Genomic DNA, 12,280 nt, shown 5'->3' with positions numbered 1-12,280 from the left:
CTTAGTCCTATCCGTTCACGCGTTTCGCGCCGCTGACGCTCGCGCTTTCTTTCAATTGGGAAATGATACGGTTGAGATGCTTGAGGTCCCAAACCTCGACATCGATAATCATCTCGGTGAAATCCGGTGCGGTGCGCACCATGGAAAGATTGTGAATATTCGCGTCGTTGGCCGCCACAATCTGCGCGATCTCGGCCAGCGAGCCCGGCGAGTTGATGGCCGACACGCTGACGCGCGCAGGGAAACGCTCGCTCATCTGCTCGTCAATGTCCCAGCGCACATCGATCCAGCGCTCCGGCTGATCGTCATAGGCTGTCAGCGCGGGCGACTGGATCGGATAGATCGTGATGCCGGCGCCCGGCTGAAGAATACCGACGATACGGTCGCCGGGCACAGCACCTTCCGGGGCGAAGCGCACCGGCAGGTCCGAATTGGTACCGCGAATCGGCAATGCCTTTTTCCCCGGTTTCGGCGCGGTGTCGGCATCGGACTTTGTCGCGTCCTCACTGCCCTCCGGCACCTTGAATATCATGCCGGCTGCATTCTGAATGTTGAACCAACCCTTCTCGCCGGTCTTGGCCGGGTTGTTCTGGGAGGTCACGCGTGTATCCTGGTAGTCGGGATAAACAGCCTTGACGACATCGGTCGACGGCAGTTCACCGCGGCCGACTGCGGCCAGCACGTCCTCGACATCCTTGCGGGCCAGACGGGGCAGCCCCGGCTTCAGGATATCCTTGCTGAATGGCTTTCCGGCGCGCTCGAAGGCGCGTTCGAGAATGCGCATGCCCAGTCCCGAATATTGCTTGCGGACTGCCGAGCGCGTTGCGCGGCGGATGGCGGCGCGCGCCTTGCCGGTCGCGACAAGCGATTCCCAGGCGGCAGGAGGAACCTGTGCCTTGGAACGGATGATATCCACTTCGTCACCGTTCTTCAGCTCGGTCATCAGCGGCATGATGCGGCCATTGACCTTCGCCCCGACGCAACTGTCGCCAATGTCGGTATGAACGGCATAGGCGAAATCGATCGGGGTCGCGCCGCGCGGCAAGGCGATGAGACGGCCTTTCGGCGTGAAGCAGAAGACCTGATCCTGAAAAAGCTCAAGCTTGGTGTGTTCGAGAAATTCTTCCGGATTGTCGCCTTCGGAAAGCTGTTCGATCGTCTGACGCAACCATGCATAAGCATTGGTCTCGGTGGAGATCTTGTGCGGATTGTTCGCGCTGCCGCGATCCTTGTAGATCGAGTGGGCGGCGACACCGAATTCGGCGATCTCATCCATTTCGCGCGTGCGAATCTGCAACTCGACACGTTGGCGCGACGGACCGATGATAGTGGTGTGGATCGACCGGTAATCGTTCTGCTTTGGCGTGGAGATATAATCCTTGAACCGGCCCGGGACCATCGACCAGGTCGTATGGATAAGACCAAGCGTCCGATAGCAATCCTGCACCGTATCCACCATGACACGGAAGCCGAAAATGTCGGAAAGCTGCTCGAACGACAGCCCCTTTGTTTCCATCTTGCGGAAGACGGACCAGGGCTTTTTCTGGCGGCTCTTCACACTGGCCTTGATGCCGTGCTTTTCAAAAATCTCGGACAGGTCCTTCTCGATCTTCTGCAGCAGGCCGCGATTCTTTTCCAGAAGTTCTGCCAGACGATCCGTAACGGCGCGCCATGCATCCGGGTTGATATAGCGGAAAGCAAGTTCTTCAAGCTCTTCGCGCATGTCCTGCATACCCATGCGGCCAGCAAGCGGCGCATAGATATCCATCGTTTCCTCGGCGATGCGCAGGCGCTTGTCTTCCCGCATCACGCCCAGCGTGCGCATATTGTGCAGACGGTCCGCCAGCTTGACGAGAAGCACGCGGACATCTTCGGAAATCGCCAGAAGCAGCTTGCGGAGGTTTTCCGCCTGCACAGCCTTCTTTGAAACGAGGTCGAGCTTCTTGAGCTTGGTCAGCCCTTCAACGAGCTTGCCAATTTCGGGGCCGAAAAGCTGATCGATTTCCTGTCGGGTTGCTGTCGTGTCTTCAATCGTATCGTGCAGAAGGGCGATCGCAATCGTCGCTTCGTCGAGATGCATATCGGTGAGGATCGCGGCGACTTCGAGAGGATGGGAAAAATAGGGATCGCCGGAAGCACGTTTCTGACTGCCATGCTTTTGCATGGCATAGACATATGCCTTATTAAGAAGCGCCTCATTCACGTCAGGCTTGTATCGCTGTACACGCTCCACAAGCTCATATTGGCGCATCATCTACGAAAACTCCCTTTGGAAACCGATACTTGCATGCATACGCGGCAAACGTATCGGGCATTCTGACCCAAAATCGCCGAAAATCGAACAATTCTCGACATTCAGGTTTGATTTTCTGCCGACAATATTAATTTCCGGCGGAAATGGCCCGTCATTAAAGGGGTGCGCATCCACTCGACCCACAAAGGATGCCTCCACCCACCGAAACTGCGCGCCTGCCTTTCCGAAAATCGCAACCGATAGTTCAAGCTGTCACCGGCGCATAAAAACATGCGCCACGACCGGAAAGTCGCAGCGCATGCAAAAAGAATTAATCCAGAAGACGATCAGAAATCGTCGTTCTTCTCTGGCGCAACGAGGCCTTCGATACCGGCGAGCAGCTCTTCTTCCGACATGCGGTCGAAAGTAACCACATCTTCCTCAGCGGCTTCGGCAATGCCTTCCGCGACGTCTTCCGACGAAGAGGCGATCTGTGCAGGTGCAGCCGCTTCCGGCTCATCGACTTCCACATGCTTCTGCAGCGAGTGGATGAGGTCTTCCTTCAGATCGTCCGGCGACAGGGTTTCGTCGGCGATTTCGCGCAGGGCAACGACGGGATTCTTGTCGTTGTCGCGGTCGATGGTGATCTGTGCACCCTGGGAAATCTGGCGAGCACGGTGACCAGCCAGCAGAACCAGCTCAAAACGGTTCTCGACCTTATCTACGCAGTCCTCAACAGTGACGCGGGCCATGCGCGGTCCCTTTCATTTCTCGAACTTTAATGGATTTTTCCCCACATAACGCGTGTGGAGCCAAATTACAAGCAAAAGCGGAATTGCTCGTGCATCGCCGCATGAAATCTGCCAAAACAACGTCAATTTCATGGATTCGCCTCATAAAACACGGCGGCGCGTCAAAACGGCACAATATTTTATAATCTCGAACGCGATTACTGAGACAAGACTCCCTTACTGGTAATTTAGCGGGGGCAAATAACAACCAATGGTTGCTTGTTTTTCTGTGATATGTCCTTAGAAGGCAATAAACGCACTGGTAAATTTCGATACCACCCGCCGTTTAGAAAACAAACTGAATAAGCGGTCGCCGGTCCACTCCCGTCCGGCCGTAGAGTGGATATATTGCACGATGTTCGATTCTCGTGAAAAGATTGCGCTTTTTATTGATGGCGCCAATTTATACGCCGCCTCCAAGACCTTGGGGTTCGATATTGATTATCGGAAGCTTTTGAAGGCGTTTCAAAAGCGTGGCTATCTGCTCCGCGCTTATTATTACACTGCCCTTGTTGAAGATCAGGAATATTCCTCGATCCGCCCGCTGATCGACTGGCTGGATTACAATGGCTACAAGGTCGTCACCAAGGCTGCCAAGGAATTCACCGATTCCACCGGACGCCGCAAAGTGAAGGGCAACATGGATATCGAACTGACGGTTGATGCCATGCAGCTCACCGATACAGTCGACCATTTCGTTATTTTCTCCGGCGATGGCGATTTCCGGTCGCTCGCTGAAGCTCTCCAGCGCAAGGGCCGCAAGGTTTCGGTCGTCTCAACCCTCACCACCCAGCCAGCCATGATTTCGGATGAGCTGCGCCGCCAGGCCGATCATTTCATCGATCTGGTCTCGCTCAAGGCCGAGATCGGCCGCGATCCATCAGAACGTCCCCCGCGCCGCCAGGATGATGATCTCGACGAGAGCTATTGACGCCATCGTCGAGCCGGTTCATGCAAGGGCATGATTTCCGAACCATCTCCCAACTGTCACATCTGCCCGCGGCTGCACGCCTTTCTGCAAGAATGGCGGCGCAAGGAGCCGTCATGGCACAACGCCCCGGTTCCTCCGTTTCTTCCGGCAGATGACACCGATGTCCGGCTCCTGATTGTGGGACTGGCACCGGGCCTGCGCGGCGCCAACCGGACCGGGCGTCCCTTTACCGGCGATTATGCCGGCGATCTTCTCTACAGCACTCTGTCCGAATTCGGATTTGCGACCGGCAAGTTCGAGGCGCGTCCGGACGACAGCCTGCGGCTGCTGGATGCCAGCATCGTCAACGCGGTACGCTGCGTCCCACCGGAAAACAAGCCAATCGGCTCCGAGATCAATAATTGCCGCCAGTTCCTGTCGCCAATGCTGACCCGGTTTCCCAATCTGCAAGCCGTTGTTACGCTTGGAACGATCGCGCATCAATCAACCGTTCGTGCACTCGGCGCGCCGGTTGCGCGGCACCCCTTCGGCCACGACAGGGCAAGCGACATTGGCACCTTGCGTATTTTTTCCAGCTATCACTGCTCACGCTATAATACGAATACCGGGCGACTGACGGATGCCATGTTCCGCACCGTGTTCCGGAATGTGCGGGATTATCTGAATCAAAAGAGCGCCTGAGGCGCTCTTTCTACATTCCGGTGCTCAACCGCGGTCCCGCAGCAAGCGAGCCTTTTCGCGATTCCAGTCGCGCTTCTTTTCCGTCTCGCGCTTGTCGTGAGTCTTCTTGCCTCGCGCCAGCGCCAGTTCCAGCTTCGCGCGGCCACGATCATTGAAGTAGAGCTTCAACGGCACCACGGTCATCCCCTCCCGGGACACGGAATTGAAGAGGCGGGACATTTCACGCTTGCTGATGAGCAGCTTGCGCAGGCGCCGCGGCTCATGATTGAAGCGATTGCCCTGCGTATATTCCGGAATATAGGAATTGATGAGCCAGAACTCGCCATTTTCAAAGCTCGCATAGCTTTCCGCTATGTTGGACTGATTGGCGCGCAACGACTTGACCTCGGTGCCTGTCAAAACGAGACCGGCTTCGAGCGTATCGAGGATTTCAAAATTGAAGCGCGCCTTGCGGTTTTCCGCGATGATCTTGCGCACGGGAGAATTCTTAGGCTTGTTCATGATGGCACCATATAATGTGCAATGCCTGAAATGAAAACGCTCCCGAAGCTACGGGAGCGTAAAAATCAGCGAAAGCGGCAAAGTTTGCAGGTCAGTTGACCAGACCCGCATGTTTCATGGCCTGATCGATCTTCTCTGCCGTCGCGGCTTCCACCGTCACCATCGGCGAGCGCAGTGCATTTTCCACGCGGCCAAGTCGCGACAGGGCATATTTCGGACCCGAGGGATTCGGCTCGATGAAGAGCGCCTTGTGCAACGGCATGAGGCGATCCTGCAATTCAAGCGCCCTCGCGAAATCGCCCGCCTGACATGCATCCTGAAATTCGGCGCAAAGACGCGGCGCGATATTGGACGTCACCGAAATGCACCCTACCCCACCATGGGCGTTGAAGCCGAGCGCAGTGGCGTCTTCGCCGGAAAGCTGGATGAAGTCCTTGCCGCAGGCTGCGCGCTGTTCCGAAACGCGCTCAATCTTGCCGGTAGCATCCTTGACGCCCACGATGTTCTTGTGGTCGCGAACAAGGGCGCCCATCGTTTCCGGCGTCATGTCGATGACCGAACGCCCCGGAATGTTGTAGATGATGAGCGGAATAGAGATTGAGCGGGCCACGCGCGAGAAATGTTCGTAAAGACCCCGCTGGTTCGGCTTGTTGTAATAAGGCGTGACGACGAGAACGGCATCGGCACCGGCCTTTTCGGCATGCTGCGCCAGTTCGATCGCTTCCACCGTATTGTTGGAGCCGGCACCGGCAATGACCGGAACGCGGCCAGCCGCAACTTCGATGCAAACCTCGATGACGCGCTTGTGCTCGTCATGCGAAAGGGTCGGCGTTTCGCCGGTCGTGCCAACCGGAACCAGTCCTTTGGTACCCTCTTCGATCTGCCAGTTTACAAATGCGCGAAAGGCTTTCTCGTCGAACGCTCCTTCGGAATCGAATGGCGTGACAAGCGCGGTAATTGAGCCCTTCAGCATTAGTGAACTCCTGAAAAAAGAAAGACGGGACCTCATTCCGCAGTCATCTTGGGCATGTGACCGGGTCGAGGCGTTGCACAATAGTCTTGCAGCACGAGTGGAGCAAGCGGGGTATGCTGGCAAAACAGGCGCAATGCGGCAGTTTTGCGGCAAAATTTGTTGCCGGTTCCGTGCGCTGCCAATGATACGCCGGGATTGATTAAAGGAACATCAAGCGTCACGCAGTGGCCGCGCCCCGCAGAGGTTGTAGATAACGCTTTGTTAAGGAGAGATTCATTCCTTGAGCCTAACCTCGACGGAGAAATCGACGGCCTAAAGCCCGGCTAAGAAAAGCCTGATTTCAACAACATATTGCGCATCAACCAAGTCTTTGTTCTAGTTAGCCAATGTTAAAACAAGCCGCAGCGATATCCCTGACGAAAAAGGCACTCCTCGCGAGTTGCTTTATTGCGGTTGCCTTGCAGCCGGTGATTTCGCTTGCACAATCGTCGCTGCCGTCGGATATTCCAACCCCGCTCGCGCGCCCATTTGCACCGACCGCGACACATCAGTCGCCGATGAATCTGGTGACGCCGAAACCCCGTCCGGCTACGCCCGACCCGGTTGTGACATCGGCGGTCGGACGCATGGAAAATCCGGCCACCATCGGCGGAACGCTGAAAAGCGGGCTCGATGCTCTTTCTTCTCGTGATGCAGCAAGTGCGATCGCGTTTCGCAACGCCATGCCGCATGGGTCGCTTGACCGTCAAATCCTGACCTGGGCGATTGCCACTTCGGGCCTCGACGGTGTGCCGAGTGCGGAAATCGCTGCAGCAGCGACGGATCTTCGCGGCTGGCCCGGAATGTCGGCTCTGCGCAGCAATTCGGAACGGGCCCTCTTCAAGGAAAATCCGGCGCCCGCCACGGTCATCGCCACGTTTGGCAACAGGCGTCCACAAACGACCGAAGGCATGATCGTTCTCGCCCGCGCCTATGTCGGCTCCGGCAATGCTGGCAAAGCGCGTGAACTACTTTCACCATGGTGGGCTACGCAGCGCCTTTCTGCCGATGACGAGCAAAAGATCCTGAAAGAGTTCTCGGGCGTCCTGACGCGTGAGGACCATCAGCGCCGTATTCTGCGCTCGCTCTATAATGACCGTATGCAATCGGCAAAATTACTTGCAGGTCCGGCGCAGGCTCAATCGCTCTACAACGCCTTTGCGGCAGTTGCACAAAAATCTCCGAACGCAGCCAAGGCGATAGCGGATGTCGACCGCAGCTGGCAGGGCAATGCCGCCTACCAGTTCCTGAAGATTCGCTATCTGCGTCGCGCCGAACGCTTCAACGAAGCCACGGACCTCATGCTGAAAGCGCCGCGTCAGGCCTCGGCACTGGTCGATCCGGATGCCTGGTGGGTGGAGCGGCGTATCCTGTCGCGGGAACTGCTTGATCAGGGCAAGCCGCAACTCGCCTACAAGGTGGTTTCGACCCACGCAGCCGAATCCCCGACAATGGCGGCAGAAGCTGAATTTCATGCCGGGTGGTATGCGCTCCGCGCCCTGAACCAGCCAAAGACTGCTGCACCGCATTTCGCAAGGATCGCGGAAATTTCCTCGCGTCCCATTTCCGCATCGCGGGCTTTCTACTGGCTCGGAAGGTCGGCTGAGGCGGGCAGCGGCGGCGATGCGCGCGACTTTTATCGTCGCTCCGCTCATTTCGGCACGACATTCTACGGACAACTTTCAGCAGCCAAGCTGAACGAAAGGGCACCGGAACTCATTTATCCGAAACCGACCGACGCGGATCGTACGCGCTTTGCCGGTCGCCCTGCTGTGCAGGCAATCAAGCGGCTGGAACAGGTCGGTTACAGCAATCGTGCAACTGCGCTCTTTAACCAGCTTTCGCAGGAACTCGACAGCGTGGGCGAACTGGCCCTGCTGGCGGTCATGGCCGAACGCAACGAAAATCATTATCTGGCGCTGCGCGTCGGCAAAACCGCTGCATTGCGCGGTCTCGATGTCGGCGCTCTGTCACATCCGCTCGGTGCAATTCCTGCTACCGCCAATATAAGCGGGTCCGGCAAGGCCCTCGCCTATGCAATCGCGCGACAGGAAAGCGAATTCAACGTCGGTGCCGTTTCAAAGGCCGGTGCACGCGGCCTCCTGCAATTGATGCCCGCAACAGCGAAAAGCGTGGCGACCCGTAACGGTATGAGCTTCTCCGCGCCGCGTCTAACCACGGATGCAGGCTACAACGCGACGCTTGGCGCCCACTTCCTCGGAGAACAGCTCGACCGCTTCAACGGTTCCTATGTGCTCACCTTCGCCGGTTACAATGCCGGCCCTCGCCGCGCATCGGAATGGGTCGAGAAATATGGCGATCCGCGTGGGAAGCCTATCGATCAGGTCGTGGACTGGATTGAACGCATTCCCTATTCGGAAACGCGGAACTATGTTCAGCGCGTGATGGAAAACTACGAGGTATATAAGGCTCGCCTGACCGGGAGCGCCGATATCCAGGCTGACCTGATCCACGGTCGGCGTTAGAGTTGGTCCTGTTTAACAGAAGCGCCGGAAGTATCGCATTATCCAACGCAAAACCGTTTCACACTTTTGCTGGAAATGCTCCAAGCGAAAATACAAGACAAAGAAAAAGCAGGCTATTCGCCTGCTTTTTTTGTCCGTCGCGGCCTGGGTTTGGCCGGCGCCTTTCGGGGCTTGTCCGCCTGCTTGGCGCTCGCTTTGTTCGCTGCATTTGCCAGTTTTGCAGCTTGCGCGACCCAATCCTCGCGCTCCACGCGGCGCGGGAAGCCAATATTTCGCTCAATCCAGCGCGACTCTTCATCGTTCCAGCTGGCAATCTGGTCATAGTGAAATACGCCGATACCGTTGAGCAAACCCTGAACAGCCCTGCCGATACCTTTTATGACGGTGAGATCGTCGGCTTTTCCACGACGCGCAGCTTCAAGAAGCTCCGGACGGCCCGGATCGAGAACCGGTTCCGCATCTGCGTCAGGGCTTTCGGCCTCCAAGGGCCAACTTCCAACCACTTCTGCCTCAGGTACAGCTTTGACCGGAATCGTCTCCGGCTCGCTCGGCTGTGTTGAAGCCTTGGGCTCTTCAGCTTCAGCCGGTGCTGCAGCTTCCTTGGGCGTTTCCGGCTTCTCGTCGACAGGCAATGTAGCACGTGCTGCGGCAATGATTGTGCGTTCGCTATCCGGGACAGCAGCGTTTCTCCGCCTCAGAAAGCGGCCCAGAAGGCACCCGATAATAAAAGCGACGGCAACAAGAACAGCCAGTTGAACAATCAGCAACGGCATATGGTTTCCTCGTACTCCAAATTACTCAAGCCCGACGAACATAGTCGCCGTCAATTTTCCCTGCCCCAAATTTGCAACCATTACTTCGAACCGGTCAGCCAGCCCACGACCGCGCCGATCAGAACCGACACGACGAGAACCGGCCAAAACGATACAGCTAGATAAAGCATTGTCAGGTCCGCTTTCTATTCCGGAAACGGAACATATGCTCCGCTATGTCTATTCATAGTGCGAAAGGAAAGGCCCGAACAGGCGAGCTGTCAATTCCGAACAGAAAACTGGCGGAGATGAACTCCAAATCAGATCAGCCTGCCTCACTGCTGAAGCTCGGCTTCGCCAATCTCAACCTGTCCGGCCGTCAGGCCGAAAGGGAGCGGCGAATTCAATCGGGACTCGAGCTTTTGATAGCTCGCCGTGTCTGCTGCCCTGCCCTTGATCGAAATATTGCGATCAGAAATCCCGATCTCCCCTTCCCGCAATCCCGACAGAAGTTGCAAGGCAAACTCCACCGAATCAGCGAAGTCCGGTGGGCTGCCGCGACCCATTGCCATTTGGTCATCAAGCGGAATGCCCGGAGCCGCACTTTCGGCGGCAGTCATGATTCGGTCTCTGACATCATTATCTGGAACTGAACCGGACAGGATTATTCCGTCAGCACTCTTCCTTATCTGCAACGCATAGGGCGACACGAGCGGCAAAACACTCGTCAGATCGGTGATCTCGCGAATCCCCCATACATTTGCCAGCGCATCCTGCGCCGCAGATTGAGCCTCTGGATCGGGAGCAATGCCCTTCAGCGTCACATCGCGGCCGTCCACATCCAAGCCCGTCCACACGAATGGAGCAAGTGCTGCGCCGGTCCGCGTCGCAATATCCGTCTCGACCCGGTCGGCCCCGAACCAGAGCGCAAGCGCTGTCAGCGCTGCGGTCCATGTCATGCCGGGCCAAAACCATTTGAACATATCGGGGCATCTCCACGCTGGGAATGATGGGAGGTGTAGCGACGAAACACGTATCGTCTCCTTCTCCGTACAAAGACCGAGTTTTCGGTGAAAGCAAGATCACAACCGTGAAAATCAATAAACAAAAAACCCGGCAGCGATGCTGCCGGGTTCTTTTTGAACAATCCCGAAGGATTAGAACGAGCGCTGGAAGCGAACCATGCCCTGCCAGGCGTCTTCACCCTTGAGTTCGGAGTGCTTGTCGTTCCACTTGGTGTAGGAAACTTCCGGGGTGATGGTGAAGCCAGGAACCAGTTCGTAAGCAACGTTTGCGGTTGCAGCGAAGGTTTCTGCATCTTCGTAAGCGACCTGAACGTTGAAGGTAGCCTTTTCGGTTGCCTTGAACGCTGCGCCGCCCCAAACGGCCCAATCGCCGCCCCAGGTGCCGTAGAACGAGTCGATGCGGCGAATACCGCGCCAGCTGCCGTCAGCAAATTCCTGCGTGACGTAGTAGTTGTCGTCGTTGGACTTGTAACCACCCATTACCCAGACCGAGAAACGGTCGGTGATGTTCACGTCAGCGCGGACCTTACCAGCCCACTCTTCGTTGCGGGCGTCATAAGCGACAACACCTGCGATCGAACCCCAGCCGCCAGCGTACTTCAGGCCACCAACGACGTGCGGCGTGTAGTCCTTGAGCGTTACGTCAACGTCGGAGTCGCCGTTGCCGCCTTCTTCGAGCGACAGGATGGCCGAGAAGCCGTTGCCGCCGGTGAAGGTGTAGCTGATGAGGTTGGTGCGGTAGCCGCCAGCGAGGATCACGTCGTCGTTGATGACGTTGCCGAGGTAACCAGGGAAGGTCACGAAGGCCGATTCATCGAGACCAACGCGCAGGCCGCCGAGCTGGATGTAAGCGTAACGCAGCGAGCTGTTTTCGTTCGAACCGTAAGCGTATTCTTCGCCGTCACCGCCGCCGTTCCAGTTGTAACGCAGTTCGGTGAAGGTCTTCAGGGTGCCGAGTTCGGTTTCCGAAGCGGTCGAGAAGCGAAGCGTTGCACGGGCGTTCTTGCCCCAGGTGTCGCGCTCGACGTCGCCCAGCGAACGAGCGTAAACGCGATCGCCGCCCGTAGCGTCGTAACGAACATAGCCATGAATACGCAGGCAGGTTTCGGTGCCTGGGATGTAGAAGTAGCCGGCGCCGTAAGCATCGCAGACGCGGACATATTCAACGGCTTCTGGCTCTGGCGCGACGATTGCGTCGGCAGCCTGAGCGCCGGAAGCTGCAACCAGAGCTGCAGCGGAGCCAAGGAGAAGGCTCTTGATGTTCATTTCTGACCTCCAGTCAAGAATCGGAGGTTTTGGAAATAAACTATATATTTCAAACGGTTGTCGGATTTCGGAAACCAAGGCGCAAAAAGTCAGGAAATCGGCTGCCAGTCGATCGCGCGGCTGATACGGTGCGAAAAGGCGCATAATCGCACGCGAGGAAGCGAATCTGGATCTGATCTTGTGAGGGAATGTGCGTGGAGCAACTGGCGGAGAGGATGGGATTCGAACCCACGAGACCCTTATGAGGTCTACTCCCTTAGCAGGGGAGCGCCTTCGACCACTCGGCCACCTCTCCGGTAAGGGCGAGATAGCCGGTACGCTTTGTCATTTCAAGCGAATTGCGCGCCAACTGGCAAAATTTCCTGCGAATTATCGCACTTTATATATACGCGATCAGGAATGTGCGTGGAATCATCGGCTTTCGTCCGGCCCGGCGCTGTCGTTTTGCCTCGCATAAGAAGGAAAGATTCGCCCTGGTTTCGACCAATGTGGCGGCCCATGACGATAGTCTGACATATTCTCCGCCTGGAACGCCAGAAGTCGTGGATTCGCTTCCCTGAAGTGGGGGCGATGCCAAAAAACGCGTGTTTTCAAGCGTTAAG

10 protein-coding genes and 1 tRNA gene are annotated in these 12,280 nt (G+C 56.8%); 3 read left to right on the top strand and 8 right to left on the bottom strand.

All coding sequences use genetic code 11. From position 1 onward, the window contains the following. Positions 1-7: 7 nt before the first annotated feature. The gene (locus ACOWVS_RS03520; protein WP_075041628.1) at positions 8-2,254 is read right to left on the bottom strand and encodes a RelA/SpoT family protein; all 2,247 of its coding nucleotides are present in this window, start codon (positions 2,252-2,254) and stop codon (positions 8-10) included. Positions 2,255-2,580: 326 nt separating this feature from the next. Then, positions 2,581-2,985, bottom strand: coding sequence for a DNA-directed RNA polymerase subunit omega (gene rpoZ, locus ACOWVS_RS03515; protein WP_006466379.1), 405 nt, complete (start codon positions 2,983-2,985; stop codon positions 2,581-2,583). A 394-nt stretch (positions 2,986-3,379) separates the two neighbouring features. Here rpoZ and ACOWVS_RS03510 point away from each other — a divergent pair, with 394 nt between their 5' ends. Both ACOWVS_RS03510 and ACOWVS_RS03505 read left to right on the top strand, forming a co-directional pair. Then, positions 3,380-3,955, top strand: coding sequence for an NYN domain-containing protein (locus ACOWVS_RS03510; RefSeq protein WP_006466378.1), 576 nt, complete (start codon positions 3,380-3,382; stop codon positions 3,953-3,955). 30 nt (positions 3,956-3,985) lie between these two features. After that, positions 3,986-4,636, top strand: a complete 651-nt coding sequence (locus ACOWVS_RS03505) for a uracil-DNA glycosylase (RefSeq protein ID WP_006466377.1) — start codon at positions 3,986-3,988, stop codon at positions 4,634-4,636. A 24-nt stretch (positions 4,637-4,660) separates the two neighbouring features. On the opposite strand, the gene smpB is transcribed toward ACOWVS_RS03505, so the two are convergent. Next, positions 4,661-5,137: an SsrA-binding protein SmpB gene (smpB, locus tag ACOWVS_RS03500; RefSeq protein ID WP_006466376.1), complete on the bottom strand. Its 477-nt coding sequence runs from the start codon at positions 5,135-5,137 to the stop codon at positions 4,661-4,663. A 91-nt stretch (positions 5,138-5,228) separates the two neighbouring features. After that, positions 5,229-6,110, bottom strand: coding sequence for a 4-hydroxy-tetrahydrodipicolinate synthase (gene dapA, locus ACOWVS_RS03495; RefSeq protein ID WP_006472309.1), 882 nt, complete (start codon positions 6,108-6,110; stop codon positions 5,229-5,231). A 386-nt stretch (positions 6,111-6,496) separates the two neighbouring features. Between dapA and ACOWVS_RS03490 the strand changes: the two genes are divergently transcribed. Next, positions 6,497-8,635 (top strand): lytic transglycosylase domain-containing protein, encoded by a 2,139-nt coding sequence (locus ACOWVS_RS03490; RefSeq protein WP_006466374.1) that lies wholly within the window; start codon positions 6,497-6,499, stop codon positions 8,633-8,635. A 113-nt stretch (positions 8,636-8,748) separates the two neighbouring features. On the opposite strand, the gene ACOWVS_RS03485 is transcribed toward ACOWVS_RS03490, so the two are convergent. The 4 genes from ACOWVS_RS03485 to ACOWVS_RS03470 all read right to left on the bottom strand — a co-directional run bounded on the left by ACOWVS_RS03485 (position 8,749) and on the right by ACOWVS_RS03470 (position 11,973). Next, positions 8,749-9,408 (bottom strand): hypothetical protein, encoded by a 660-nt coding sequence (locus ACOWVS_RS03485; protein ID WP_006466373.1) that lies wholly within the window; start codon positions 9,406-9,408, stop codon positions 8,749-8,751. Positions 9,409-9,722: 314 nt separating this feature from the next. Beyond that, positions 9,723-10,370 carry a BON domain-containing protein gene (locus ACOWVS_RS03480; RefSeq protein WP_006466372.1) on the bottom strand — a complete coding sequence of 216 codons (648 nt, stop codon included), beginning with the start codon at positions 10,368-10,370 and terminating at the stop codon, positions 9,723-9,725. A gap of 174 nt (positions 10,371-10,544) precedes the next feature. Next, positions 10,545-11,678, bottom strand: coding sequence for a porin (locus ACOWVS_RS03475; protein ID WP_006466371.1), 1,134 nt, complete (start codon positions 11,676-11,678; stop codon positions 10,545-10,547). Positions 11,679-11,882: 204 nt separating this feature from the next. Beyond that, positions 11,883-11,973 (bottom strand) — tRNA-Ser (locus ACOWVS_RS03470). Positions 11,974-12,280: the final 307 nt, after the last annotated feature.

The organism is Brucella sp. IR068 (genome assembly GCF_049065885.1).
Taxonomy (GTDB): Bacteria; Pseudomonadota; Alphaproteobacteria; order Rhizobiales; family Rhizobiaceae; genus Brucella; species Brucella intermedia.
This window is presented reverse-complemented; position numbering and strand designations above follow the sequence as displayed.